The organism is Pseudomonas sp. IT-P100, assembly GCF_949767185.1.
GTDB classification, from domain to species: Bacteria; Pseudomonadota; Gammaproteobacteria; order Pseudomonadales; family Pseudomonadaceae; genus Aquipseudomonas; species Aquipseudomonas fluorescens_B.
On record NZ_CATKQK010000013.1, the window covers coordinates 38835 to 62979 of the forward strand.

Genomic DNA, 24145 nt, shown 5'->3' on the forward strand with positions numbered 1-24145 from the left:
ATCTTCTCGGATAGCCCGTTTCTCACCGCAAGGAGCCGCTCGGAACGCCGATGCGCCAAATCTGGAAACCCTTTCGAGCGCTGTATTTTGCCTCGCTGATGATGTTGATCGGCTCGGGCCTGCTGAGTACTTACCTGGGCTTGCGCCTGGCGGCCGACCATGTCGACAGCCTGTGGGTCGGTGCGTTGATGGCGGCCAACTATTTTGGTCTGGTGCTGGGGGGCAAGATCGGTCACCGGTTGATTGCCCGGGTCGGGCATATCCGCGCCTATTCGGCCTGTGCCGGGATTGTCGGGGCGGCGGTGCTGGGCCATGGCCTGGTGGACTGGCTGCCTGCCTGGATCTTTTTGCGGGTCATCGTCGGCCTCGGCATGATGTGCCAGTACATGGTCATCGAAAGCTGGCTCAATGAGCAGGCCGAAGCCTCGCAACGCGGCACGGTGTTCAGCGGCTACATGATTGCGTCCTACCTGGGGCTGGTGCTGGGGCAATTGATTCTGGTCATGCACCCGGCGCTCGGTCTGGAACTGTTGATGCTGGTCGCCCTGTGCTTTGCCCTGTGCCTGGTGCCGGTGGCCCTGACGCGACGGATTCACCCGGCGCCTCTGCACCCGGCGCCGATGGAGCCGCGGTTCTTCATCAAGCGCGTGCCGCAGTCGTTGAGTACGGTGCTGGGGGCGGGACTGATCATCGGTTCGTTCTACGGTCTGGCGCCGCTGTATGCCTCGCAGCAAGGGTTGTCCACGGAGCAGGTCGGTCTGTTCATGGGTAGCTGCATTTTTGCCGGCCTGCTGGTGCAGTGGCCGTTGGGCTGGTTGTCCGACCGTTATGACCGGGCGCTGTTGATCCGCTGTTTTGCGCTTTTCCTGGCCGTTGCCGCCTTGCCGCTGGCGATCATGAAGCAGGTACCGCTGGAGGTGCTGTTTATCGCCGGCTTCCTCTGTGCATTGGTGAAGTTTTGCCTGTACCCGTTGGCGGTGGCGTTCTCCAATGACCACGTCGAGGGCGATCGCCGGGTGTCGCTGACGGCGATGTTGCTGGTGACCTATGGTGTCGGTGCCAGTATCGGGCCGCTGGTCGCGGGGGTGCTGATGAAGCTGTTCGGCAGCCAGATGCTCTATGCCTTCTTCAGTTTCTTTGCGTTGGTGCTGGTGTGGCGCATCCGCCCGAAAGCGGTGACCAACCTGCACCAGGTCGACGATGCGCCGCTGCATCACGTTGCCATGCCGGACAGCATGTCGAGTTCGCCGCTGGTGGCTTGCCTTGACCCGCGTGTCGATGAACAGGTGGTGCAGGACCAGATGCAGAGCCCGGTCAATCCTGAGCCGAGCCCTGAGCCGGAGACTGAGACTGAGACACCCACCACACCGTCTCCAGAAGACCCTGACACGGGGCGTGAGCAAAGCTTCACCGAGGCCAGGCCTTAAAACCCGGGCATAAAAAAAACGGGCAGTCACCGCAAAGGGACTGCCCGTTTTTTATGCCGCTTCGAATTACATGTCGTCTTTGTCGAAGCGTCGAGCTTCGCGCTGGAGCTGATAGACGAAGCGCTCGACCTGACGCTGCACCAGGCCGCTCATGTTGTGAAAGCGGATGCCGGCGAAGGTGGTGGAGATTTTTTCTTCGAAGTGCAGGTAGCGCAGTTCGACCGGTGCCGTCATCTTGCCAAAGGGCAGGGCGGCGGAGAAACGGTCGTAGACCTGGCCCAGTTGCAGGCTGCCGGTAATGTCGCCGTCGAAGCGCAACTTGCAGCCGGTGGCAGAGATATCCAGCAGCTTGCCGCTGATCGGTGCCTTGAGCTTTTCACCGTCCAGATCGACGTTGACCAGTTGGGCCAGCTTCAATGCCGCGCGAAAGGCATTGCGGCGCTGGTGATAGACCACTTCATCCGGCAGCGGGCCGCGATAGCAGCGACTGTCACCGGATTCATCGATGGTCAGTTGACCGTTGCTTTCCCAGGCGATGCGCACGCCTTCGTGGAAGCCTTCGACCTTGAACGGTTCGCCCGCCAGCATGAAGCGTTCGCCGTCACGCGGGATCATTTCGTCGAGCGCGATGGTGCGACCTTCGCGGTCCACGTCCACCAGATAGCTCTGAAAGCGCTGAGTGCGCTCATGGAACGTGATGATCAGCGGATCATGGCTTTCTTGCAGTTGGCGCAGGTTGCCGGAGATTTCCAATGGCGTGGTAAGCACCTTGGGTGGCTGCGGGGCATCTTCCGCGGTTAAGGCATTGGACACGGTTCATCAATCTCCAGACAAAATATGACTACGGCTGGCCAGTATATTGCCAGCATGTTGCGAGTCTTGATAGGGCGTGGTCATCGGAAGGCTCAAGCCTGACTGAGCGGGCGTGGCTTCGCAAGCTTGGCGGTTGATCCGCGGGCATCATAAAGGGCTGGCGGTTCGCCGCCGGTGAGGATTTTCAGCTGGTTGGCCGTGGCGGCCTGCTGGACCAGGATCGACTGGCCATTATTGGCGTTCGCCGCCTGGCATTGAGCCAGAAGGTCGGTCAGCACATCGCTCTGCGCCAGCAACTCTTCGCCGATGCTCGAGTGGCTGGCCAGTTGCTCCAGACCGTTGCGATTCAGCGGAAGATTGAGGCTGGCGAGGATTTCACTGCGCTTGCGGCCATGCTGTTCGAGCAGAATGATCAATGCCTGTTTCTGCGCCAGAATATCTTCGAGCAGTGGCATGTCACGACCGTGCAAGGCGATGGACTCGGTTTGCAGTAACTCCAGCAAATGTTGCGCTGGAGCAAAGTCGTCGGTGATCAGTTGCAGTAAGTTAGTGTCGTGCATGGCTGGCCTTGGGTTTTAAGCGTCCAAAAGCCTGGCGCGGGCCGTAGCCTAGCGCTGGGCTTCGAAGTTGAGCAGTTTGCTGGCTACACGGTTGCTGTCGACTTTGTAGCTGCCATCGGCAATCGCTGCTTTCAACTCGGCCACGCGGGCTTTGTCGACGGCAGGCTGATCGCGCAGCTTGTCAGTGACCTGTTGCAACTGTTGAGCCTCATTGCTGAGGTGTACCGATTCCCCGCTTTTGACGGTACTGGCCTGTTCGGCCGGGGTATTCAGCGGCGCGGATTTGCCGGCTTCGGCGGTTTCCTTGGCAACGCTGGTACGTGTACTGCCCGTAAGTGACGAGGAGCTGTTCAAACGGCTGAAATCGATGACCATGGTAAAAAACCTCTGAGTATTTGGACGCTTGCCATGTTTTCGGCTCTCCCTGCGAAAACTTTAGACCCATTTATCAATGAGCCTGCATGCGCCAGCACTTCTCCTGCATGCGGCACAGTTTAGGGAACAGTCCCGGGCAACGCCACTTCTTCAGGAACAGGGTGCCTACATAGACACTTCCACCTGGCCCGGCGCGGTGACCTGCGCCTTGATGACCCGCTTGGAGTTGAGGTTTTTCACGCGAATCTGCTCGCTCATACCGCCATTGGACAAGGCTTCGCCGGGCATTCGCACGCTGAGCGTGCCACTGCGGGCGGTAATCACCACTTGATCGCCCTTGCGAATGACTTCCGCCTGTTCGAGGTGTACGAGGGTAATCACCTGGTCGGCGACCATTGGTCGGGTAAGTCGCTGGCCGATCGCCTGGTCGAGGGTCGTCAGGTAGCCCTGGTTGATCAGGCTGATATCGCGTTCACGCAGGAGCACGTCAGCGGGCTCGACAATGTCGGCGCGCCGCAGCGGGCGGGTGGTGGTCACGACATCGCGAAACAGGCGGACTTGAGCGGGTACGAACACCGTCCAGGGGGAGGTTCCTTCACAGCGAACCTTGACCGTGACCCGGCCCAGCGGCTTGGCCGGGCTCTCGAGACTGGCTGTCAATTCCTTGTCGCACATAGGCATGCGCAGTCGCGGATCGAGCTGGTTGACCTGGATTTCGTAGCGACCTTCCGTTTGACTGGTTGCCAGATAGTCCTCTACGGTGAATTCAAGAAAGCCCTGGGTGACGCCGATAAGCATGTCAGGCAAGGTAACCGCGTCAGCAAGGGCAGGGCTGCCAGCGTTGAACAGGCAAACGGCCGACATTGCACAGAGCAGTCTGCGGAAGGGTGATGTCAGGCGTCGGAAAAATGTCGGTTCTGTGTTCATAAGAGTTAAAAAGCAAGCGCCGTGCCGTTTAGTGATGAATGTGCGTCGCAACACACTTAGCGTTGGTGTAGGAGTCTGGGCATGGCTGGTGTAATGGATTCGGTAAACCAGCGCACGCAACTGGTAGGGCAGAATCGCCTGGAGCTGTTGTTGTTCCGTCTCGACGGCCAGCAGCTGTACGGGATCAACGTGTTCAAGGTTCGCGAGGTGCTGCAATGCCCCAAGCTGACCCTGATGCCCAAGTCCAGTCCTGTCGTGTGCGGTGTGGCAAATATCCGGGGGGCGACCATTCCGATCCTTGATCTGGCAATGGCGACCGGTTCCGGAGCGCTGAAAGATCAAAGCAATCCCTTCGTGATCATCACGGAGTACAACACCAAGACCCAGGGTTTCCTGGTGCGCTCGGTGGAACGTATCGTCAACATGAACTGGGAGGAGATTCATCCGCCTCCCAAGGGTACCGGGCGCGATCATTACCTGACGGCTGTGACTCGGGTCGACAATCAGTTAGTCGAAATCATCGACGTCGAGAAGGTCCTGGCGGAAGTGGCGCCGACACCGGAAGCGATTTCTGTCGGTGTGGTCGATGTCGAGACCCAGCACAAGGCGCTGTCGCTGCGGGTGCTGACGGTCGATGATTCGTCGGTGGCGCGCAAGCAGGTCACGCGTTGCCTGCAGACGGTTGGTGTCGAAGTGGTGGCGTTGAACGACGGACGGCAAGCGCTGGATTACCTGCGCAAACTGGTCGACGAGGGCAAGAAGCCGGAAGAAGAGTTCCTGATGATGATTTCCGACATCGAGATGCCGGAAATGGACGGGTACACCCTGACGGCGGAAATCCGCAACGACCCTCGCATGCAAAAGCTTCATATCATCCTGCATACTTCGTTGTCGGGTGTGTTCAATCAGGCGATGGTCAAGAAAGTCGGTGCCGATGACTTCCTGGCCAAATTCCGTCCTGATGACCTGGCATCCCGGGTAGTCGACCGGATCAAAGCAGCAGATATCAGCTAGGGGCCTTCTGCCCCTGGTGGTTAACACGATTTAAGAGGCGGCATCATTGTCTACGGGTAATTTGGATTTCGAACAGTTCCGGGTCTTCCTGGAAAAAGCCTGTGGCATTTTGCTCGGTGAAAACAAGCAGTACCTGGTCTCGAGCCGTCTCAACAAACTGATGGAACAGCAAGGCATCAAGTCCTTGGGTGAGCTGGTCCAGCGCATCCAGACTCAGCCGCGCAGCGGTTTGCGCGAGCTGGTGGTCGATGCCATGACGACCAACGAAACCCTGTGGTTTCGTGACACCTATCCGTTTGAAGTCTTGAAGAACAAGGTACTGCCCGAAGCAATCAAGGCTGCTCCCGGCCAGCGTCTGCGGATCTGGTCGGCGGCGTGCTCGTCGGGGCAGGAACCGTATTCGCTGTCGATGTCCATCGACGAGTTCGAGCGGGTCAACATGGGCCAGTTGAAGATGGGCGTGCAGATCGTTGCCACTGATTTGTCCAGCACCATGCTGACCAACTGCAAGACCGGCGAGTACGACAGCCTGGCCATCGGTCGCGGTCTGTCGCCCGAGCGCCTGCAGCGTTACTTCGACCCGAAGGGGCCGGGGCGCTGGGCCATCAAGGCACCGATCAAGAGCCGGGTGGAGTTTCGCTCGTTCAACCTGCTGGACAGCTACGCGAGCCTCGGCAAGTTCGACATCGTGTTTTGCCGCAACGTGTTGATCTACTTCTCCGCCGAGGTGAAGAAGGACATCCTGTTGCGCATCCACAGCACGCTGAAGCCGGGCGGTTATCTGTTCCTCGGCGCATCCGAAGCGCTGAACGGTTTGCCGGATCATTACCAGATGGTCCAGTGCAGTCCGGGGATCATTTACCAGGCGAAGTGATGGGTTGGCAGTATCAAAAAACGGGAGTCCTCAGGAGCTCCCGTTTTTTTATGCCCGATGATTGCCCTGACATCGCCACGATCCCACAGGGGATGGTGGTGTTCTTTAGAGGGTGATAAGCGGCAGAAAAGCGGCAGGCGGCGGAAACCCGTTGCCGCTTTTCTGGCATTGCCGCCTTGCCCCTGCCCGCAAAGCCCCGGTTTCCGGGCTTTTTTAAATTGGCACGCCGCTTGCTATGTCCATCGTACGAAAAATCAGGTCACCCGAAGGTTTCCCGACATGAGCATCAGCTTCGATAAAGCGCTCGGTATCCATGAACAAGCCCTGGGCTTCCGCGCCCAGCGTGCCGAAGTCCTGGCCAACAACATCGCCAACGCCGACACCCCGAACTACAAGGCTCGGGATCTGGACTTCTCGAAAGTGCTCGCCGAGCAGAGCGAGAAAACCAAGAACGGCACTTTCGCCTTGAACATGACCAACAACCGTCATATCGAAGCCGAAGGCCTGGGCAATGGCGACGAGTCGCTGCTGTATCGCACGCCGATGCAACCGTCGATCGACCAGAACACCGTGGACGCCCAACTGGAACAGTCGAACTACGCGGAAAACGCGGTCAACTTCCAGGCCAGCTTCACCCTGCTCAACAGCAAATTCAAAGGGCTGATCTCAGCCCTGCGCGGAGAGTAAGTCATGTCTCTATCCAGTGTTTTCAACATTGCCGGTAGCGGCATGAGTGCGCAAACCACGCGCTTGAACACCGTGGCCTCGAACATCGCCAACGCCGAAACCGTCTCGTCGAGCATCGACCAGACCTATCGCGCCCGCCACCCGGTGTTCGCCACCATGTTCCAGGGCGGACAGAGCGGCGGCAGCGATTCGCTGTTCCAGAACCAGGACGCCGCAGGCCAGGGCGTGCAAGTGCTGGGCGTGGTCGAAGACCAGAGCAACCTGGAAGCCCGCTACGAACCGAACCATCCGGCGGCTGACGCCAAGGGCTACGTCTATTACCCGAATGTGAACGTGGTGGAAGAAATGGCCGACATGATTTCCGCGAGCCGTTCGTTCCAGACCAATGCCGAAATGATGAACACCGCCAAAACCATGATGCAGAAGGTCCTGACCCTCGGTCAGTGATAAGGGGCGACTCAGATGAGTGTTACCGATACCACCAGCGGCCTTAGCCTCAATGACATCCTGGCCAACTCTTCGATCAAGACCAACACCAGTGCCGATGGCCTGGCGTCCGCGACGAACAGCGCGACCGGCAAAAAGGCCTTGGGCAAGGACGCGTTCCTGCAACTGCTGGTGACACAGCTGAAGAACCAGAACCCGCTGGAGCCGCAGGACAACGGCGAGTTCGTTGCCCAGCTGGCGCAGTTCAGCAGCCTGGAAGGCATTACCACGCTCAACGACACCGTGGGTGGTCTGGCGAACAACCTGGCGGGCAGTTTGAGTTCGTCCCAGGCGTTGCAAGCATCGTCGCTGGTGGGCCGTTCGGTCATCGCGCCGGGCGACAAGGCGGTGGTCGACACCACCAAGAGCTTCACCGGCACAGTCGCCGTGCCTGCAGCCGCCGATCCGGTCAAGGTCAAGATCACCGATGCCGATGGCAAGTTGATCCGCACCATCGACCTGGGCAGCCAGAAAACGGGCAGCGCCAGCTTCATCTGGGACGGCAAGAACGATGCCGGCGAAGTGGCCAAGGCGGGTACGTACACCTTCTCCGCCACTGCGACTTACGACAGCAAGGCGACTTCGCTGGTCACTTACCTGCCGGCCACTGTCACCAGCGTGACCATCAGCCAGACCGGCGGTGAGTTGATGCTCAATCTGGCCGGCCTGGGCAGCGTTGCCCTGTCCAAAGTACAAACCATTGGTATGTAGAGCCGACTAACACGGCACAAAGGAGTGGAATATGTCTTTCAATATCGGCCTTAGCGGTCTCTATGCAGCCAACAAACAACTGGACGTGACCGGCAACAACATCGCCAACGTCGCGACCACCGGTTTCAAATCGTCCCGTGCGGAATTCGAAGACGTTTACTCGGCCACCAAGCTGGGTTCCGGCAGCAAAGTCATCGGTAACGGTGTGCGCCTGGCCAACGTTTCCCAACAGTTCACCCAGGGCGACGTCAACAACACCGGCAACGTGCTGGACATGGGCATCAACGGTTCCGGCTTCTTCGTACTGAGCGACAACGGCTCGCTGTCCTATACCCGTGCCGGTACGTTCAAGGTCGACAAGGACGGTTACGTCACCAACAGCGATGGTTCTGCGCGTTTGCAGGGTTATGGCGTGGATGCCAATGGCAAGATCCTCAATGGCGTTTTGACTGACCTGCGCATTGATACATCAAACCTGGCACCGAAAGTCACCACCACCGTTTCGTCGACGATCAACCTGAAATCCACTGAGCCGAACATCGACCAGGTTGCCAATCCGTTCGACCCGAGCAAGCAAGAGACCTTCACCAAGCAATTCAGCACCCGGGTTTACGATACTCAGGGTAACGAGCACATCATGGATCAATTCATGGTGAAGACAGGTGCGAACACCTGGAAAGCCTACACCCTGATCGATGGCCGCAACCCCAATGGTACAGACCCTAGTCCTACCGCAGTTCCGCTGAACCTGCCGGTCGCTTCGACCATGGTGTTCGACACCTCGGGCAACCTGGTATCGGTGACTACCCCTGCCGTCCCATTGCCTATCGTTAGCCCTGACCTGAAGATCACTGGCTGGGTTCCCGGTACCGTGACCAACGGCGTGTGGGCAGCCAACGGCGCCGCCGCCGACCCGGCCGGTATAACTGTCTCCATGGCCAAAACCACACAGTACAACGCCGACACCGCGCGTTCGATTCCTGCGCAGAACGGTTACGCCACCGGCCAGATCACCAACCTGACCATCGACAGCAGCGGTATCATGCTGGCCAACTTCAGCAACAGCCAGACCAAGGCGATCGGCCAGATCTCGCTCGCCAGCTTCACCAACGAGCAAGGTCTGCAGCCAGTGGGCGGCACCAGCTGGAAAGAAACCTTCGCGTCGGGTATCCCGGGCTACGATGCGCCGAACACCGGCACCTTGGGCGAGATCCACTCCAACTCTCTGGAAGAGTCCAACGTCAACCTGACCAGCGAACTGGTCGACCTGATCAAGGCGCAGAGCAACTACCAGGCGAACGCCAAGACCATCTCGACTCAAAGCACCATCATGCAGACCATCATTCAGATGACCTGATGCGGGTTGCCTGATTGCTGCAAAAAGAACCCCTCGCAAGAGGGGTTTTTTTTGGGCTGGGGTTTGTCTCGGGTGCAGGATTTTGTGTTGTCAGGTCGGGCCTCTTCGCGGGCTTGCCCGCGATGGCGTTAGACCGGCCACCACATTTCCATGGGCAAAAGAAAACCCCCGACCAATCCAGAGGACTGATCGGGGGTTGTCGAGTAAGCGCCTTTCAGCGCCTACCGGCTCGGCTTATTGGCAAGCTTCGCAATCCGGCTCGTCGATGGCGCACGCCTTCGGCACTGGAGCCGGGCCGGCAGGAGCAGCCAGGACCGAATCTTCACCGTGGTTGCCGCCGCTGGAAACAGCGTTCAGCTTGCCGGTGTTGATGGTCGACTTCTCGGTGCTGGTCGCGGCCAGGGCACGGAGGTAGTAAGTGGTTTTCAGACCACGGTACCAGGCCATGCGGTAGGTCACGTCCAGCTTCTTGCCCGAAGCGCCGGCGATGTACAGGTTCAGCGACTGAGCCTGGTCGATCCACTTTTGACGACGGCTTGCCGCGTCGACGATCCACTTGGTGTCCACTTCGAACGCGGTCGCGTAGAGCTCTTTGAGTTCTTGCGGGATGCGCTCGATCTGCTGCACCGAACCGTCGTAGTACTTCAGGTCGTTGATCATGACCGCGTCCCACAGACCGCGAGCCTTCAGGTCGCGAACCAGGTACGGGTTGATCACGGTGAATTCGCCCGACAGGTTCGATTTCACGTAGAGGTTCTGGTAGGTCGGTTCGATCGACTGCGATACGCCGGTGATGTTGGCGATGGTCGCGGTCGGTGCGATGGCCATGATGTTGGAGTTACGAATGCCTTTCTGAACACGGGCGCGAACCGGTGCCCAGTCCAGGGATTCGTTCAGGTCAACATCGATGTACTTCTGGCCACGCTGCTCGATCAGGATCTGTTGCGAATCCAGCGGCAGGATGCCTTTGGACCACAGCGAACCCTGGAACGTCTCGTAGGCGCCGCGCTCATCGGCCAGGTCGCAGGACGCCTGGATCGCGTAGTAGCTGACCGCTTCCATCGACTTGTCGGCGAACTCGACGGCCGCATCGGAACCGTAAGGAATGTGCTGCAGGTACAGCGCGTCCTGGAAGCCCATGATGCCCAGACCGACCGGACGGTGCTTGAAGTTGGAATTCTTCGCTTGTGGCACCGAGTAGTAGTTGATGTCGATCACGTTATCGAGCATGCGAACAGCGGTGTTCACGGTGCGTTCCAGCTTGGCGGTGTCCAGCTTGCCGTTGACGATGTGGTTCGGCAGGTTGATCGAGCCCAGGTTGCAAACGGCGATCTCGTCCTTGTTGGTGTTCAAGGTGATCTCGGTGCACAGGTTCGAGCTGTGGACCACGCCGACGTGCTGCTGCGGGCTGCGCAGGTTGCACGGGTCTTTGAAGGTCAGCCATGGGTGGCCGGTTTCAAACAGCATGGAGAGCATTTTGCGCCACAGGTCTTTGGCCTGGATGGTCTTGAACAGCTTGACCTTGCCCGGGTACTCGGTCAGGGCTTCGTAGTACTCGTAACGCTCTTCGAAAGCCTTGCCGGTCAGGTCGTGCAGGTCCGGAACTTCGGACGGCGAGAACAGGGTCCACTTGCCGTCATCGAAGACGCGCTTCATGAACAGGTCAGGGATCCAGTTGGCGGTGTTCATGTCGTGGGTACGACGACGATCATCACCGGTGTTCTTGCGGAGTTCGATGAACTCCTCGATGTCCATGTGCCAGGTTTCCAGGTAGGCACACACAGCGCCTTTGCGCTTGCCACCCTGGTTGACGGCAACGGCGGTGTCGTTCACCACTTTCAGGAACGGCACGACGCCCTGGGATTTGCCGTTGGTGCCCTTGATGTAAGAGCCCAGCGCACGAACCGGCGTCCAGTCGTTGCCCAGGCCGCCGGCGAATTTCGACAACATGGCGTTGTCGTGGATCGCGTGGTAGATGCCCGACAGGTCATCCGGCACGGTGGTCAGGTAGCAGCTCGACAGCTGTGGACGCAGGGTGCCGGCGTTGAACAGGGTCGGGGTCGAGGACATGTAGTCGAAGGACGACAACAGGTTGTAGAACTCGATCGCACGGTCTTCTTTCTGCTTCTCTTCGATCGCCAGGCCCATGGCCACGCGCATGAAGAAGATTTGCGGCAGTTCGAAGCGGATACCGTCCTTGTGGATGAAGTAACGGTCGTACAGGGTTTGCAGGCCCAGGTAAGTGAACTGCTGGTCACGCTCGTGGTTGATCGCCTTGCCGAGTTTTTCCAGGTCGAAAGTAGCCAGGACCGGGTTCAGCAATTCGAATTCGATACCCTTGGCGATGTACGCAGGCAGCGCCTTGGCGTACAGGTCGACCATTTCGTGGTGGGTCGCGCTGTCGGCGACGCCCAGGAAGCCCAGGCCTTCGGCACGCAGGGTGTCCATCAGCAGGCGGGCGGTCACGAACGAGTAGTTCGGCTCACGCTCGACCAGGGTGCGGGCGGTCATGACCAGGGCGGTGTTGACGTCAGTCAGGGCCACGCCGTCGTACAGGTTCTTCAGGGTTTCGCGCTGGATCAGGTCGCCGTCGACTTCTTCCAGGCCTTCACATGCTTCGGTGACGATGGTGTTCAGGCGACCCATGTCCAAAGGTGCAAAGGTGCCATCGGCGCGGGTGATGCGGATCGAAGGATGAGCGTTGACCGTTTCTTCTGCCGGGGCGTGGGCAGCGCGTTGTTTCGAACGACCGTCACGGTAGATCACATAGTCGCGGGCCACTTTCTGCTCGCCGGCACGCATCAGGGCCAGTTCGACCTGGTCCTGGATTTCTTCGATGTGGATGGTGCCGCCCGACGGCATGCGACGCTTGAAGGTTGCGGTGACCTGTTCGGTCAGGCGGGCAACGGTGTCATGGATTCGCGACGAAGCGGCAGCGGTGCCGCCCTCAACTGCGAGAAACGCTTTGGTGATCGCGACGGTGATCTTGTCATCGGTGTAAGGAACGACAGTGCCGTTACGCTTGATCACGCGCAGCTGGCCAGGCGCGGTGGCGGACAGATCCGAAGTCGAATCAGCGGCCTGCGGCAAGGTGCCCTGCGGGTTCTCGCGAGTTGTGTCGGTTTGCATGGGGGGTTGTCTCCACATTCTCTATGTTTGTTTGGGCACCATCACGGTGCCCACCGTTCCGTCCTGAAGCACTACAACCGGCGGGGCCGGGCATACCAACTTCGGGACAGATCAGGAAGGGGGCTATTGGGGCGCCGCTTCCATGCCGAAGTCTTTGGTCCCAGGCCTTGAGCCTGACACCGGAATCCTTTTGGGTGACAGTAATTGACTGCAACACCCGTACCGTTAACGCCGTTTTCGGCTCAAAAACAGTAGCCATCCGCACGCGCGGTTTGGTCTTTCGAAAATACGTTTGGTTCAACCGGACAGAGGCAATAAAAGCGCTTGAAATCGGTGTCCGGTTTGTGTTTGGTTTTTGGCGTAAAACCCTACATGTAGGGTTTTTTTTGCGCCGGGGTACAAGATAATGCGTTTTGGAGGGTGTTGCAACGTACTGCCTGTGGATAAACCTGTGCGTAAATTGTGTGTGAAACAGGGAACCGGCGTGCAGGCCGCGACGCTGCGGGATCGGACCTTTCTTCACCGGTTTTCAATGATCGAAAACGCCTGATCAGATTTTTAAGGGCGCGAACCCTATCACAAAAAACCGGCGTGTCCGAACGCATTTGCCGGCTTGTGTTCTGGACGAGTGACGTTTATACAATCGGCCGGTACATACGCATTCTTATCCTCCCCAATCATTACAAAAAGACGGGCGGATCCTTCCTTATAAGTGTTGTTGGCAAGCAGAGGTCACCGTGGAGCAAGAAGCCTGGCAGGTATTGATTGTCGAAGACGACCAGCGTCTGGCCGAACTGACCCGCGATTACCTGGAAGCCAACGGCCTGCGCGTGTCGATCGAGGGCAATGGCGCCTTGGCCGCGGCCCGCATCATCAAGGAAAAACCGGACCTGGTGATCCTCGACCTGATGCTGCCGGGCGAAGACGGCCTGAGCATTTGCCGCAAGGTCCGCGACAAGTTCGACGGCCCGATCCTGATGCTCACCGCCCGCACCGATGACACCGATCAGATCCTCGGTCTCGACCTGGGTGCCGACGACTACGTGTGCAAACCGGTACGCCCGCGCTTGCTGCTGGCCCGTATCCAGGCGTTGCTGCGCCGCAGTGAAACACCTGAGCCGGTCACGGAAAAACAACGGCGTCTGCAATTCGGCCCGCTGGTGGTCGACAACGCGCTGCGTGAAGCCTGGCTGCATGACAACGGTATCGAATTGACCAGTGCCGAGTTCGATCTGCTGTGGCTGCTGGTGGCCAACGCCGGACGCATCCTGTCTCGCGAAGAAATTTTTACCGCCCTGCGCGGCATCGGCTACGACGGCCAGGATCGCTCCATCGATGTGCGCATTTCGCGCATCCGGCCGAAGATCGGTGACGACCCGGACCATCCCCGGCTGATCAAGACCATTCGCAGCAAAGGTTATCTGTTCGTGCCTGAAGCCTGCGTAGATCCCTCGCTGTGAATTCGATCTTCCTGCGCATCTATGGCGGCATGTGCGCGGCGCTGATTCTGGTGGCGGTGCTCGGCGTGCTGGCCTTGCACCTGCTCAACCAGGTGCGCAGCGAGCAATACCGAGAGCGCCTGGCCCACGGCACGTTCTCGTTGATGGCCGACAACCTGCAACCCATGAACGAAACCCAGCGTCATCGTGCCTTGCTGGTGTGGGAGCGGCTGCTGGGTATTCCCCTGGCGCTGAAAACCTTCGCCCAGACCGACCTCGATCTGACCCAGCGCACCCGCGTGCTGCGCGGCCAGGCGCTGGTGGAACAGACCGGCCCCCATGCGGCGAAGGTATATCGACTGGTCAGCGACAAGGAACAGTTGGTGCTCACCGGCGAGGTGCAGCAGATCAGCGAGCAACTGGCCCGGGCGACGATTTACTTGCTCGCCGATGAGCTGGTGCGGGTGCCGGTGGCCGAGCAGCCCAGGCGCCTGGCGCAGATAAAGGAAGAGAAAGGCTTCGGTTTCGATCTGCGGCTGGTCACGGTGGGGGAGGCCGACATGGATGAAGACCAGAGCCGCCGCGTGGCCGAAGGCGATACGGTGATGGCGCTGGGCAAGGAGGGTGATTCGATCCGGGTGTTTGCCGGCATGGTCGGCACCCCGTGGGTGCTGGAAATCGGTCCGCTGTACCAGATGAATCCTTACCCGCCGGAATGGCTGGTGCTGATTGCGGCCCTCGGCTTGAGCCTGATCGGTTTGATCGTCTATTTACTGGTGCGTCAACTGGAGCGCCGTTTGCGTGGCCTCGAAGCGGCCGCCACGCGCATCGCCAAAGGCAGCCTGGAAACCCGCGTGCCGGCCCGTGGTGCGGATTCGGTCGGGCGCCTGGCGTCGGCGTTCAATGACATGGCCGAGCACCTGCAACAGTTGCTGGCGGTTCAGCGGGAACTGGTGCGCGCGGTGTCACACGAGTTGCGCACGCCGGTGGCGCGCCTGCGGTTTGGCCTGGAGATGATCGGCTCGGCCACTACCCCCCAGGCTTTGGAGAAATATTGCGAAGGCATGGACCACGACATCGAGGATCTCGACCGGTTGGTGGATGAGATGCTCACCTACGCGCGGCTGGAACAGGGTTCGCCGGCGCTGAATTTCCAACGTATCGATCTGGATGCGCTGGTCAATCAGGTGATCGAAGAGTTGGCGCCACTGCGCGCCGACGTCACGGTGCAGCGCGGGTTGTGCCTGTCGGCGGCCGATTGTGACGACGCCTGGGTCGAAGCCGAGCCTCGCTATTTGCACCGGGCGATTCAGAACCTGGTGAGCAACGCCATGCGCCATGCTCAATCGCGGGTGACCGTGAGTTATCAGGTGGGGCAGCAGCGGTGCCGGGTGGATATAGAAGACGATGGGCCAGGCGTTCCCGAATCGGCGTGGGAGAAAATCTTTACGCCGTTCCTGCGACTGGATGACAGCAGAACCCGCGCGTCGGGCGGGCATGGGTTGGGCTTGTCGATCGTACGGCGGATCATCCATTGGCATGACGGCCGGGCGTTGATCAGCAAGAGCAAGAGTCTGGGCGGGGCTTGCTTTAGCCTGAGCTGGCCGCGCAATCAGGAAAAGCGTTGAGATCCCGAACACCGAAAAACCTCAGGCCTTGATACTGACCAGACTCAACAACTGCCCATCCATCATGCCAAACTGCGCATTCAGTTCAGTACCGTCGCGCCACTCACTGGACAGGTCGGTCAGCAACCGCAACCGCACCTCACCGCCCTCGCTCCACTCCAGCACTTCGGCATGCTCAAAATAAAACCGCTGCTGCACGATCGGGTAGAGCGCCTTGAACAGACTTTCCTTCACTGAAAACGTCAGTGTCACCAGCATCGCCAGTTGATCCCGAGGCCCGGCGGCCATGCGCCGTATTTCCGCTGGCGTCAGAATCTCCCCGGCCAGGCGTTCCGCACGTTCAGGGGTGAGCAGGTTTTCCAGGTCCATGCCCAAGCCGCGCCAATGGGTTTTCCGCGCGACAATCGCCGCCGCCCGGCCGGTGGTGTGGGTGATCGAGCCGCTGATGTGCGCAGGCCAGACCGGCGCCCGATCGTCACCAATGGCCGGCACGACATTCAGCCCTTCCAGCTGTTGCAGTGCGGCTCGCGCGCAAATCCGCCCGGCCAGGAATTCTGCCTGACGCTTGGCGACTGAGCGCTGGATAGTCGCGGGTGGCTCAATGGCACTGCGCTGGAAATCATCAATGGCCAGTTGCGAAGTGTCGAATTGCGTGCTGAGCATCACCGTATCGGGCAGCGCAAACGGCAGCGGCCAATGGGCATCGAGCGGGGTGCAGCAAGCGGGCAGGGCGGGGAGGGCATTCATGTCGGGCATTTTGCCGGGTTGGCTGGGTACTGGGTAGTAGCAGTGGGCTTTTGTGGTGAGGGGATTTATCCCCTCACCACAAAAGCCCACTGCTACAGGGTTTACCTACTCAGCTAAAAATCTTCTTGAAGAACGCCTGCATGTCCGCCCACGACTTTTCATCCGCGGCCTTGTTGTAACCAATATCCGGACCGCCATGATCGCCATGGCCCAGGCGATCCGCGTCCGGGTTGCTGAACCCGTGCTTGGCCCCCTCAAGGCTGACGAATTGGTAATCGGCCCCGGCCTTGTCCATCTCGGCCTTGAACGCCGCCACGTTATCTGCCGTGACCATGCTGTCCAGCGCCCCGTGCTCGACCAGGATTTTTGCCTTCACGCTGCCCGGGGTCGCCGGCGCTTTTGTCGCCAGCGCGCCGTGGAAACTCACGACGCCCGCCAGTGGCAAGCCTTGACGTGCCGCATTCAGTACCACCGCGCCGCCAAAGCAATAACCAATGGCAGCCACTTTGTCCGGATCGGTTTGCGCCTGTTTCTTCAACAGATCGAGCCCGGCCTGAAAGCGGGCGCTGGACGCAGCGCTGTCTTTCAACGCGGCCTGCATGAACGCCATGGCGTCCTTGGGATGTTCGGTGTTCTTGCCGTCGCCGTACATGTCGATGGCCAGCGCGCTGTAACCCAAACCGGCCAGATCACGGGCGCGACGCTTGGTGTAGTCGTTGAGCCCCCACCACTCGTGCACCACCACCACGCCCGGGCGTGGGCCTTTGATCGCGTCGTCGTAGGCGTAATAACCGATCAGCTTCGTGCCGTCGGGGCTCTGATAAGGAATCTCCTGAGTCTTGATGGCGGCCTGACTGAGCCCGCTCAAGGCCAGTAACAGCAAAGCGAGGAATACGCGCATGGTCGGATCTCCTGCAAAAAGTGGTTAAAACAGCCGGTGCGATTCGGTTCAGCTCAGGTTCAGAGTGCGTTCAGGGGGAGTTCAGGGCCAGGTGAGTAACCTTGCGCCATACCCGAAAAGCACAAGCGCATGAGGAAACTTCCCGATGACTACCTTCAAGAAACTGCTTCTGGCTTTCACCGTCTTGGGTGCAAGCGTAGCCGCCCACGCGGCGGACGATAACTTTGCCAGCCTTACTTTTGGACAGACCAGCGACAAGGTCAAAAAGTCCAACGCCCTGAACACCAACCTCAACAACCCTAACGCCGACGGCGTGATCGGCAAGGACAACACCTGGGGATTGCGTCTGGGCCAGCAAAACAGCCAGGGCCGCTACTACGCCACTTACGACAACGTGTCGGGCTCGCACAATGGCATTAAACTGCGTCAGGAAAACCTGCTGGGCAGCTACGATCTGTTCTATCCGGTGGGCGGCAGCACCCAACTGTTTGGCGGCGCCACGGCCGGTCTGACCAAACTGACCCAGGATTCCCCAGGCTTCAGCCGCGACAGCGACATCGGTTACGCCGTCGGCGGCCAGTTGGGTGTGTTGCAACAGGTTTCGCAAAACACCTCGGTCGAACTGGGTTACCGTTACCTGCGCAGCAATGCCAGCACCGAGATGAACGAGCGCGGTGGCAGCAAACAGGGCTCGCTGGACCTGACCAGCAGCGCCCAGACATACCTGTCCGCCAACTACGCTTTCTGAGAGGCATTGCCAGTCAGATAAGCGCAATCCATGTGGGGGCGGGCTTGCCCGCTCCCACATATTCCGCGGCTTAACTGCCTGACGAAACCAGCTGTTGGAGATATCGATTTGCGTAGGAGAGCGTCATGAAACTGCTGGTCGTCGAAGATGAAGCGCTGTTGCGCCATCACCTGCAAACCCGCCTGACGGACAGTGGCCACGTGGTCGAGTCCGTGGCCAACGCCGAAGAGGCGCTGTACCAGACCGAGCAGTTCAACCATGACCTGGCGGTGATCGACCTCGGTTTGCCGGGCATGGGTGGGCTCGATTTGATCCGCCAATTGCGTTCACGGGGCAAGGCCTTCCCGATCCTGATCCTCACCGCGCGCGGCAACTGGCAGGACAAAGTCGAAGGCCTGGCCGCCGGTGCCGACGATTACGTGGTCAAGCCGTTCCAGTTCGAAGAGCTGGATGCGCGCCTGAATGCGTTGTTGCGCCGCTCCAGCGGCTTCACCCAGTCGACCATCGTCGCCGGGCCGTTGCTGCTTGACCTCAACCGCAAACAGGCGTCCCTCGACGAACAGCCGCTGGCGCTGACCGCGTATGAGTACCGGATTCTCGAGTACCTGATGCGTCACCACCAGCAAGTGGTGGCCAAGGACCGCTTGATGGAGCAGCTCTACCCGGACGACGACGAGCGCGATCCGAACGTGATCGAAGTGCTGGTCGGCCGTCTGCGCCGCAAACTCGAGGGGCCGGCCGGGTTCAAGCCGATCGACACCGTGCGAGGCCTCGGCTACCTGTTCAATGAGCGCTGCACTTGATTCGTTCTCTTCGTGTCCGTTTGATGCTTGCCGCCACCCTGTTGGCGGTGTTGTTCATGCTGGCGTTGTTGCCGGCGATGCAGGGCGCGTTCAGTCTCGCGTTGCAGGATTCCATCGAGCAACGCCTGGCGTCGGACGTCACCACGCTGATCTCCGCCGCCCGGGTCGAGGGCAATCACCTGCAGATGCCGGCGCAGTTGCCCGATGAGCGCTTCAACCTCACCGACAACCGTTTGCTCGGCTACATCTATGACCGCGAAGGCCACCTGGTGTGGCGCTCGAAGGGGACTCGGGAAGAGAACATCAATTACAAACCGCGTTATGACGGGCGCGGTAACGAGTTCGCGAGGATCAGAGAAGCCGACGGTCAGGAATTCTTCGTCTATGACGTCGAAGTCAAACTGCTCGGCGGCAAAAGCGCGGCGTTCAGCATCGTTGCGCTGCAACCGGTGCGCGAGTACGAAGTCACCCTCGAAGGTCTGCGGGAAAATCTTTACCTCGGCTTCGGCGCCGCGCTGCTGGTGCTGCTCGCCTTGCTGTGGATCGGCCTGACCTGGGGTTTGCAGGCGCTGCGTCGGCTCAGCCAGGAACTCGACGAAATCGAAAGCGGCACCCGCGAAAGCCTCAGCGAACAGCACCCGCGGGAACTGCTGCGCCTGACCGGCTCCCTCAACCGCTTGCTGCACAGCGAGCGTGAACAACGCAGCCGTTATCGCGATTCCCTCGACGACCTGGCCCACAGCCTGAAAACCCCGTTGACCGTGTTGCAGGGGGTTAGCGAGGACATGGCGCAGCGCCCGGAGGATCGTGATCAGGCCTGGGTGCTGCAAACCCAGATCGAGCGTATGAGCCAACAGATCAGCTATCAGTTGCAGCGCGCCAGCCTGCGCAAAAGCGGTCTGGTGCGTCATCAGGTGCGGCTGCGGCCGGTGCTGCAAAGCCTCTGCGATACGCTGGACAAGGTCTACCGCGACAAGCGCGTGCGGGTGGCTTTCGATCTTCCGGAACACTGTTATGTGCCGATCGAGCAGGGTGCCTTGCTGGAAATGCTGGGCAACTTGCTGGAGAACGCCTATCGCCTGTGCCTCGGCGAAGTGCGCATCAGCGTGCGCGAAACCTTGAGCGGGATCGAGTTGTGCGTCGAGGACGACGGGCCGGGTGTGCCGCCGGATCAGCGTGCGCGGATTCTGCAGCGCGGCGAGCGGCTGGACCGTCAGCATCCGGGGCAGGGGATCGGGTTGGCGGTGGTCAAGGACATCATCGAGAGCTACAACGCCAAGTTGACCCTGGGTGATTCACCCATGGGCGGCGCAGCGTTCCGGATTCATTTTCCGGTGGTTTGACCTGAATTCATTAGTGTTCTTTCGGGCCTCTTCGCGGGCAAGCCCGCGTGAGGCCCGTAAATTCACTACAAAAAATCAGCTCTCCTGGGCGCGATAAGCCCCCGGTGTCAGCCCGGTCCACTTCTTGAACGCCCGATGAAACGCCGAAGGCTCGGAAAACCCCAACTGCTCGGCGATCTGCTGCAACGACAGGTCCGCACGACCCAAGTGATAAATCGCGATGTCCCGGCGCAACTGATCCTTCAACTCCTGAAAACTCGAGCCCTCTTCACGCAAATGCCGACGCAGCGTCTGCGGGCTGATGTGCAGATGGGCGGCCACCGTTTCCAGGTCCGGCCAGCGAGCGCTGTCGCGGCTGAGCAAGCGGCGCAACTGACTGCTCAGGCTGTCTCCGTCGTCGGGGCGCGACAACAGGTCGGCGGGCGAGCGTTCGAGGAAATGCTTGAGGGTGCGCTCGTCCTGCAACAACGGCATATGCAGGTAGCGACTGTGGAATACCAGGCTGCTCTGCGCCGCCGAAAATTCCATCGGGCAGGGGAACAGCAAGTCGTATTCGGCGCCGTGCGCGGGTCGCGGGTAACTGAACGTCGCCTGCTCCAGCCGGATGCGCTGGCCGATCAGCCAGCTGCCGAGGCGATGCCAGACCATCAACTGGCTCTCGGTGAGGAAATGGTCCGGGTCGCAAAACTGCGAATCGTCGAGGCTCAGGCGGATCATTTCGTCTTCGCGGGTCAGGGCCAGACGTGGACCACCGGGGAATAGGCTGTAAAACAGTAAGCCGCGATGCAGTGCCCTGTCGAGATTGCGGCAGTGAATCAGCGCATGGCACATCATCGCGAAACTGCCGGTTTTACTCGGGACCGGCCCGAAGCCGAGGTACTCGTCGTCGAGTGCCAGCCACAATCCCTGGATCAAACGGGTGAACTGCTCAGGCGCAATGCGCGCACGCGGTTCTTCCAGCAACTCGGGGCTGATACCGAGTTGTTGCAACAGGTTTGAACAATCATGACCCAGCCGACGCGCGCCACCGAGGGCGGCACGGGCGAAATGACTGGCAATGGTGCGTTCGCGCATAGAAGGCAGGTCCGTCTATTGAACGACGGATGGTAGTCGTCGGGTCCGGCAATGGACAAGGCGGATATCCGCCAAATTGCAGGACGAGGTTGGGCGGATGGGCGGAAATCCGCCACTGTTGTTTAGCGAATCTATAACGCGTTGAACCTGTAACCCCTGATGTCAAAGGCTTGCGGTTGTTTTGGCCAAGGTGGCACGCCACTTGCGATACAACGAGCAGAAGCCTGCCGTTGCGCAGCTCGACAAAACAAATCCCTCCAGTGCAGGAGGGTTCGCAAATGAGGGCTCGTTGACAACAGATGGATGTTGTCGCGGGACACTCTTGAGGAACTTTGCAATGACGACTCGTCAGCCACTGTACAAATCCCTGTATTTCCAGGTGATCGTTGCCATCGCCATCGGCATCCTGCTTGGTCACTTCTACCCGCAGACCGGTGTGGCCCTCAAGCCGCTGGGTGACGGGTTCATCAAACTGATCAAAATGGTCATCGCGCCAATCATCTTCTGTACGGTCGTCAGCGGTATCGCCGGCATGCAGAACATGAAATCGGTCGGCAAGACCGGCGGTTATGCGCTGTTGTACTTCGAAATCGTTTCCACTATCGCCTTGCTGATCGGTCTGGTCGTGGTCAACGTCGTGCAACCGGGCGCCGGCATGCACATCGACGTAACGACTCTGGACACCAGCAAAATCGCTGGCTTCATCTCGGCCGGTAAAGACCAGAGCATCGTCGCCTTTATCCTCAATGTGATCCCGAACACCATCGTCGGCGCTTTCGCCAACGGCGATATCCTGCAAGTTCTGATGTTCTCGGTGATCTTCGGTTTCGCCCTGCATCGCCTGGGTGCGTACGGCAAGCCGGTCCTGGACTTTATCGATCGCTTCGCTCACGTGATGTTCAACATCATCAACATGATCATGAAACTCGCGCCGGTCGGTGCCTTCGGTGCCATGGCCTTCACCATTGGTGCTTACGGTGTGGGCTCGCTGGTACAGCTTGGTCAACTGATGATCTGCTTCTACATCACCTGCGTCCTGTTCGTGCTCGTCGTACTGGGCGGCATCTGCCGCGCACACGGCTTCAGCGTGATCAAATTGATTCGCTACATCCGTGAAGAACTGCTGATCGTGCTGGGTACTTCGTCTTCAGAATCGGCTTTGCCACGCATGCTGATCAAGATGGAGCGCCTGGGTGCACAGAAATCCGTTGTGGGTCTGGTGATTCCTACGGGTTATTCGTTCAACCTCGACGGTACTTCGATCTACCTGACCATGGCCGCTGTGTTCATCGCTCAGGCGACCGACACCCATATGGACATCACCCACCAGATCACCCTGTTGCTGGTGCTGTTGCTGTCCTCCAAAGGTGCTGCGGGCGTAACCGGCAGCGGCTTCATCGTGCTGGCCGCCACCCTGTCCGCCGTTGGCCACCTGCCGGTTGCCGGCCTGGCGCTGATCCTTGGTATCGATCGCTTCATGTCCGAAGCCCGTGCACTGACCAACCTGGTTGGTAACGCTGTTGCGACCCTGGTCGTGGCCAAGTGGGTGAAAGAGCTGGACGAAGACAAGCTGCAAGTAGAGCTGGCTTCCGGTGGTCGCGGTATCTCCGACACTCGTGAAGAAGACGACCTGGGCGTGGCCGAAGGCCCAACCCCAAGCAACGTCAAGTAACACGCGTTGTCATGAAGAAACCCGCTTCGGCGGGTTTTTTCATGCCTGCGATTTGAGCGTAACGGTCACAGTTGCTGACACATCAGGTGATTGCTGCAATCGCGTTGCCTGCCTAGGCTGGAAGCATCGTTCACGGAGATCGCTCATGCTCGGCCCACTGGCATCACTCAAGGTTCTGGATTTCTCGACTCTGCTGCCGGGGCCGTTTGCCTCGCTGTTACTGGCCGACATGGGCGCCGAGGTGTTGCGCATCGAATCGCCGACCCGCATGGACCTGCTGCGTGTGCTGCCACCCCATGACCAGGGCGTGTCGGCCAGTCACGCCTACCTCAATCGCAACAAACGCAGCCTCGCGCTGGACCTCAAGCAGCCCGAGGCGCTGGAGATCATCAAGCAGTTGTTGAAGGACTACGACATCGTCCTGGAACAGTTCCGCCCCGGCGTCATGGAACGCCTGGGTCTGGGCTATGAAGCGCTGAAGGCGATCAACCCGAAGCTGATCTACGTGTCGATCACCGGTTACGGGCAAACCGGCCCCTACAAGGACCGCGCCGGCCACGACATCAATTACCTGGCGCTGTCGGGGCTGGCGAGCTACACCGGCCGCGTCGAGAACGGTCCGTTACCCTTGGGCATGCAAGTGGCGGATGTCGCCGGTGGCTCGTTGCACGGCGTGATAGGCCTGCTGGCAGCGGTGATCGCCCGGCAGCAGAGCGGGTTGGGGCAACATCTGGATGTGAGCATGACCGACTGCGCGTTCAGCCTGAACGCCATGGCCGGTGCAGGTTATCTGGCCTGCGGCGAGGAGCCGGGCAGGGAAGATCAGATGCTCAATGGCGGCAGCTTTTACGATTATTACCGGTCGCGGGATGGCCGCTGGTTATCGGTGGGCAGTCTGGAGCCGGCCTTCATGAAACAGCTGTGCACGGCGTTGGGGTTTGAGGAGTTGGCGGCCCTGGGCTTGTCGCCTCAACCTGCCCAGCAAAAGAAGCTCAAGGACGCGCTGAAGACCGAATTCGAGAAACACGATTTTGCCGAGTTGTGTGCGCTGTTTTCCGAGATGGACGCGTGCGTCGAGCCGGTGTTGAGCTTGAGCGAAGCGGTCCGGCATCCGCAGTTGAGCGCTCGGGACGTGGTGACCGAGGTGCCGCGGGGGGACGGGACAAGCCAGGCGCAGATGGCGTGTCCGTTGAAATTTTCGGACGGGTTGCCCGAGCCTCGGCATATGGGTGCGGCGCTGGGGCAGCATACGGATCAGGTGTTGGGGGAGTTGGGGTTGGGTGCTGAGCGGATTGCCGAGTTGCGGGGTGCCAAGGTGATTCTTTAGTGACTGTAAGGCCGCCATCGCCAGCAGGCTGGCTCCCACAATGCGCATCAATGATTCCCTGTGGGAGCCAGCCTGCTGGCGATGAGGTCGGCCCAAACACCAA

General features: G+C 59.8%; 22 protein-coding genes. 14 read left to right on the plus strand and 8 right to left on the minus strand.

Translation table 11 applies throughout. From position 1 onward, the window contains the following. Nucleotides 1-50: 50 nt before the first annotated feature. Nucleotides 51-1427: an MFS transporter gene (locus ACM6IQ_RS13770; protein WP_017340205.1), complete on the plus strand. Its 1377-nt coding sequence runs from the start codon at nt 51-53 to the stop codon at nt 1425-1427. 66 nt (nt 1428-1493) lie between these two features. On the opposite strand, the gene ACM6IQ_RS13775 is transcribed toward ACM6IQ_RS13770, so the two are convergent. The 4 genes from ACM6IQ_RS13775 to flgA form a co-directional block, all read right to left on the minus strand. After that, nucleotides 1494-2240 carry a flagellar brake protein gene (locus ACM6IQ_RS13775; RefSeq protein WP_017340204.1) on the minus strand — a complete coding sequence of 249 codons (747 nt, stop codon included), beginning with the start codon at nt 2238-2240 and terminating at the stop codon, nt 1494-1496. Nucleotides 2241-2332: 92 nt separating this feature from the next. Further along, nucleotides 2333-2800 (minus strand): flagella synthesis protein FlgN, encoded by a 468-nt coding sequence (locus ACM6IQ_RS13780; protein WP_017340203.1) that lies wholly within the window; start codon nt 2798-2800, stop codon nt 2333-2335. A gap of 48 nt (nt 2801-2848) precedes the next feature. Beyond that, nucleotides 2849-3175, minus strand: coding sequence for a flagellar biosynthesis anti-sigma factor FlgM (gene flgM, locus ACM6IQ_RS13785; RefSeq protein WP_017340202.1), 327 nt, complete (start codon nt 3173-3175; stop codon nt 2849-2851). A 165-nt stretch (nt 3176-3340) separates the two neighbouring features. Continuing rightward, entirely contained in the window at nt 3341-4102 is a 762-nt protein-coding gene (gene flgA, locus ACM6IQ_RS13790) for a flagellar basal body P-ring formation chaperone FlgA (protein ID WP_414879076.1), read from the minus strand. 81 nt (nt 4103-4183) lie between these two features. On the opposite strand from flgA, the gene ACM6IQ_RS13795 reads away from it, so the two are divergent. The 6 genes from ACM6IQ_RS13795 (at nt 4184) to flgE (ending at nt 9231) form a co-directional block, all read left to right on the plus strand. Next, complete coding sequence (locus ACM6IQ_RS13795; protein WP_010457160.1) at nt 4184-5116, plus strand: chemotaxis protein CheV; 933 nt, start codon at nt 4184-4186, stop codon at nt 5114-5116. A 46-nt stretch (nt 5117-5162) separates the two neighbouring features. After that, nucleotides 5163-5990 (plus strand): protein-glutamate O-methyltransferase CheR, encoded by an 828-nt coding sequence (cheR, locus tag ACM6IQ_RS13800; RefSeq protein WP_017340200.1) that lies wholly within the window; start codon nt 5163-5165, stop codon nt 5988-5990. A gap of 279 nt (nt 5991-6269) precedes the next feature. Then, nucleotides 6270-6677: a flagellar basal body rod protein FlgB gene (flgB, locus tag ACM6IQ_RS13805; protein ID WP_017340199.1), complete on the plus strand. Its 408-nt coding sequence runs from the start codon at nt 6270-6272 to the stop codon at nt 6675-6677. A 3-nt stretch (nt 6678-6680) separates the two neighbouring features. Beyond that, nucleotides 6681-7124 carry a flagellar basal body rod protein FlgC gene (flgC, locus tag ACM6IQ_RS13810; RefSeq protein WP_007937507.1) on the plus strand — a complete coding sequence of 148 codons (444 nt, stop codon included), beginning with the start codon at nt 6681-6683 and terminating at the stop codon, nt 7122-7124. 15 nt (nt 7125-7139) lie between these two features. Continuing rightward, the gene (gene flgD / locus ACM6IQ_RS13815) at nt 7140-7874 is read left to right on the plus strand and encodes a flagellar hook assembly protein FlgD (RefSeq protein ID WP_017340198.1); all 735 of its coding nucleotides are present in this window, start codon (nt 7140-7142) and stop codon (nt 7872-7874) included. Nucleotides 7875-7905: 31 nt separating this feature from the next. Next, nucleotides 7906-9231 carry a flagellar hook protein FlgE gene (gene flgE, locus ACM6IQ_RS13820; protein WP_017340197.1) on the plus strand — a complete coding sequence of 442 codons (1326 nt, stop codon included), beginning with the start codon at nt 7906-7908 and terminating at the stop codon, nt 9229-9231. A gap of 234 nt (nt 9232-9465) precedes the next feature. On the opposite strand, the gene ACM6IQ_RS13825 is transcribed toward flgE, so the two are convergent. Beyond that, entirely contained in the window at nt 9466-12360 is a 2895-nt protein-coding gene (locus tag ACM6IQ_RS13825) for a ribonucleoside-diphosphate reductase subunit alpha (RefSeq protein ID WP_017340196.1), read from the minus strand. A gap of 737 nt (nt 12361-13097) precedes the next feature. Between ACM6IQ_RS13825 and ACM6IQ_RS13830 the strand changes: the two genes are divergently transcribed. After that, nucleotides 13098-13820 (plus strand): response regulator, encoded by a 723-nt coding sequence (locus tag ACM6IQ_RS13830; RefSeq protein WP_017340195.1) that lies wholly within the window; start codon nt 13098-13100, stop codon nt 13818-13820. Then, a complete protein-coding gene (locus ACM6IQ_RS13835) occupies nt 13817-15427 on the plus strand; it encodes an ATP-binding protein (RefSeq protein WP_017340194.1) in 1611 nt (536 codons plus the stop codon). The genes ACM6IQ_RS13830 and ACM6IQ_RS13835 overlap by 4 nt, the downstream gene beginning before the upstream one ends. A gap of 21 nt (nt 15428-15448) precedes the next feature. Here the strand turns inward: ACM6IQ_RS13835 and ACM6IQ_RS13840 are convergent, their stop codons facing one another. Together ACM6IQ_RS13840 and ACM6IQ_RS13845 are read right to left on the minus strand one after the other, a co-directional pair. Beyond that, nucleotides 15449-16174: a 4'-phosphopantetheinyl transferase family protein gene (locus tag ACM6IQ_RS13840; protein WP_414879077.1), complete on the minus strand. Its 726-nt coding sequence runs from the start codon at nt 16172-16174 to the stop codon at nt 15449-15451. A 109-nt stretch (nt 16175-16283) separates the two neighbouring features. Continuing rightward, a complete protein-coding gene (locus tag ACM6IQ_RS13845) occupies nt 16284-17075 on the minus strand; it encodes a dienelactone hydrolase family protein (RefSeq protein WP_017340192.1) in 792 nt (263 codons plus the stop codon). Between the two features lie 145 nt (nt 17076-17220). Here ACM6IQ_RS13845 and ACM6IQ_RS13850 point away from each other — a divergent pair, with 145 nt between their 5' ends. From ACM6IQ_RS13850 to ACM6IQ_RS13860, 3 genes are all read left to right on the plus strand, one after another. Further along, a complete protein-coding gene (locus ACM6IQ_RS13850; protein WP_414879078.1) occupies nt 17221-17823 on the plus strand; it encodes a hypothetical protein in 603 nt (200 codons plus the stop codon). A gap of 125 nt (nt 17824-17948) precedes the next feature. Beyond that, nucleotides 17949-18626 (plus strand): response regulator, encoded by a 678-nt coding sequence (locus ACM6IQ_RS13855; RefSeq protein ID WP_017340190.1) that lies wholly within the window; start codon nt 17949-17951, stop codon nt 18624-18626. Beyond that, nucleotides 18623-19969, plus strand: coding sequence for an ATP-binding protein (locus tag ACM6IQ_RS13860; RefSeq protein WP_017340189.1), 1347 nt, complete (start codon nt 18623-18625; stop codon nt 19967-19969). The genes ACM6IQ_RS13855 and ACM6IQ_RS13860 overlap by 4 nt, the downstream gene beginning before the upstream one ends. A gap of 75 nt (nt 19970-20044) precedes the next feature. On the opposite strand, the gene ACM6IQ_RS13865 is transcribed toward ACM6IQ_RS13860, so the two are convergent. Next, nucleotides 20045-21043: an AraC family transcriptional regulator gene (locus tag ACM6IQ_RS13865; protein WP_017340188.1), complete on the minus strand. Its 999-nt coding sequence runs from the start codon at nt 21041-21043 to the stop codon at nt 20045-20047. 337 nt (nt 21044-21380) lie between these two features. On the opposite strand from ACM6IQ_RS13865, the gene ACM6IQ_RS13870 reads away from it, so the two are divergent. Next, a complete protein-coding gene (locus ACM6IQ_RS13870) occupies nt 21381-22715 on the plus strand; it encodes a dicarboxylate/amino acid:cation symporter (RefSeq protein WP_414879079.1) in 1335 nt (444 codons plus the stop codon). Nucleotides 22716-22860: 145 nt separating this feature from the next. After that, nucleotides 22861-24042 (plus strand): CaiB/BaiF CoA transferase family protein, encoded by a 1182-nt coding sequence (locus ACM6IQ_RS13875; protein ID WP_414879080.1) that lies wholly within the window; start codon nt 22861-22863, stop codon nt 24040-24042. Nucleotides 24043-24145 lie beyond the last annotated feature (103 nt).

What these genes read in the sequence shown, in the direction of transcription:
- ACM6IQ_RS13770 (WP_017340205.1), top strand. Translation starts at nt 51, where the DNA reads ATGCGCCAAATCTGGAAACCCTTTCGAGCGCTGTATTTTGCCTCGCTG.
- ACM6IQ_RS13780 (WP_017340203.1), bottom strand. Translation starts at nt 2,800, where the DNA reads ATGCACGACACTAACTTACTGCAACTGATCACCGACGACTTTGCTCCA.
- flgM (WP_017340202.1), bottom strand. Translation starts at nt 3,175, where the DNA reads ATGGTCATCGATTTCAGCCGTTTGAACAGCTCCTCGTCACTTACGGGC.
- flgA (WP_414879076.1), bottom strand. Translation starts at nt 4,102, where the DNA reads ATGAACACAGAACCGACATTTTTCCGACGCCTGACATCACCCTTCCGC.
- ACM6IQ_RS13795 (WP_010457160.1), top strand. Translation starts at nt 4,184, where the DNA reads ATGGCTGGTGTAATGGATTCGGTAAACCAGCGCACGCAACTGGTAGGG.
- flgB (WP_017340199.1), top strand. Translation starts at nt 6,270, where the DNA reads ATGAGCATCAGCTTCGATAAAGCGCTCGGTATCCATGAACAAGCCCTG.
- flgC (WP_007937507.1), top strand. Translation starts at nt 6,681, where the DNA reads ATGTCTCTATCCAGTGTTTTCAACATTGCCGGTAGCGGCATGAGTGCG.
- flgD (WP_017340198.1), top strand. Translation starts at nt 7,140, where the DNA reads ATGAGTGTTACCGATACCACCAGCGGCCTTAGCCTCAATGACATCCTG.
- flgE (WP_017340197.1), top strand. Translation starts at nt 7,906, where the DNA reads ATGTCTTTCAATATCGGCCTTAGCGGTCTCTATGCAGCCAACAAACAA.
- ACM6IQ_RS13825 (WP_017340196.1), bottom strand. Translation starts at nt 12,360, where the DNA reads ATGCAAACCGACACAACTCGCGAGAACCCGCAGGGCACCTTGCCGCAG.
- ACM6IQ_RS13840 (WP_414879077.1), bottom strand. Translation starts at nt 16,174, where the DNA reads ATGAATGCCCTCCCCGCCCTGCCCGCTTGCTGCACCCCGCTCGATGCC.
- ACM6IQ_RS13845 (WP_017340192.1), bottom strand. Translation starts at nt 17,075, where the DNA reads ATGCGCGTATTCCTCGCTTTGCTGTTACTGGCCTTGAGCGGGCTCAGT.
- ACM6IQ_RS13850 (WP_414879078.1), top strand. Translation starts at nt 17,221, where the DNA reads ATGACTACCTTCAAGAAACTGCTTCTGGCTTTCACCGTCTTGGGTGCA.
- ACM6IQ_RS13855 (WP_017340190.1), top strand. Translation starts at nt 17,949, where the DNA reads ATGAAACTGCTGGTCGTCGAAGATGAAGCGCTGTTGCGCCATCACCTG.
- ACM6IQ_RS13865 (WP_017340188.1), bottom strand. Translation starts at nt 21,043, where the DNA reads ATGCGCGAACGCACCATTGCCAGTCATTTCGCCCGTGCCGCCCTCGGT.
- ACM6IQ_RS13870 (WP_414879079.1), top strand. Translation starts at nt 21,381, where the DNA reads ATGACGACTCGTCAGCCACTGTACAAATCCCTGTATTTCCAGGTGATC.
- ACM6IQ_RS13875 (WP_414879080.1), top strand. Translation starts at nt 22,861, where the DNA reads ATGCTCGGCCCACTGGCATCACTCAAGGTTCTGGATTTCTCGACTCTG.